Origin of the sequence: Streptococcus sp. HMSC076H09 (genome assembly GCF_001811765.1) — a bacterium.
Taxonomy (GTDB): Bacteria; Bacillota; Bacilli; order Lactobacillales; family Streptococcaceae; genus Streptococcus; species Streptococcus agalactiae.
On the sequence record NZ_KV806592.1, the window covers coordinates 1 to 1187 of the forward strand.

The 1187-nt window shown below is 41.7% G+C and carries 1 protein-coding gene; it reads left to right on the forward strand.

Annotated elements, in window-relative coordinates:
• Positions 1–1187, forward strand: a 1187-nt coding sequence (locus HMPREF2818_RS01695; protein WP_049425532.1) for a phosphopentomutase, incomplete at its 3' end; no start/stop codon positions are given.

A 1187-nucleotide genomic window follows, 5' to 3' on the forward strand; every position in this document is an offset into this window, starting at 1 on the left:
ATGTCACAATTTGATCGCATTCACTTAGTTGTCTTAGATTCAGTGGGTATTGGAGCGGCACCAGATGCCAATGATTTTGTCAATGCAGGAGTTCCTGATGGTGCTTCAGACACGCTTGGCCACATTTCAAAAACAGTTGGACTTGCGGTGCCAAACATGGCTAAAATTGGACTTGGTAATATTCCTCGTCCCCAAGCGCTTAAGACCGTCCCTGCAGAAGAAAATCCAAGTGGCTACGCGACGAAGTTACAAGAAGTATCACTTGGTAAAGATACAATGACAGGACATTGGGAGATCATGGGCTTAAATATTACAGAGCCATTTGATACTTTCTGGAATGGTTTTCCAGAAGATATTATCACAAAGATTGAGGATTTTTCAGGACGTAAAGTTATTCGTGAAGCGAATAAACCTTATTCAGGGACAGCTGTTATTGATGACTTTGGACCACGCCAAATGGAAACTGGTGAGCTCATTATCTATACCTCAGCTGACCCAGTCCTACAAATTGCAGCTCATGAGGATATCATTCCTCTAGAAGAACTCTACCGTATTTGTGAATATGCTCGTAGTATCACAATGGAGCGTCCAGCTCTCCTTGGTCGTATTATCGCTCGTCCATATGTAGGTGAACCAGGCAACTTTACGCGTACAGCCAACCGTCACGACTATGCAGTATCACCATTTGAAGATACCGTATTAAATAAACTAGATCAAGCTGGCATCGATACTTATGCTGTTGGTAAAATCAATGATATTTTCAATGGTTCAGGCATTAATCATGATATGGGACATAACAAATCAAATAGTCATGGTATTGATACTTTGATAAAAACAATGGGGTTATCAGAGTTTGAAAAAGGCTTCTCCTTTACTAATTTGGTTGACTTTGATGCTCTCTATGGTCACCGTCGTGATCCTCATGGTTATCGTGATTGTCTTCATGAGTTTGATGAGCGTCTTCCAGAGATTGTTTCAGCGATGCGTGACAAAGACTTACTTTTGATCACTGCCGATCATGGTAATGACCCAACTTATGCAGGTACAGACCATACAAGAGAATACATTCCTCTCTTAGCCTATAGCCCATCTTTCACAGGAAACGGCCTTATCCCAGTAGGGCATTTCGCAGATATTTCAGCAACAGTTGCGGATAACTTTGGTGTTGATACTGCGATGATTGGAGA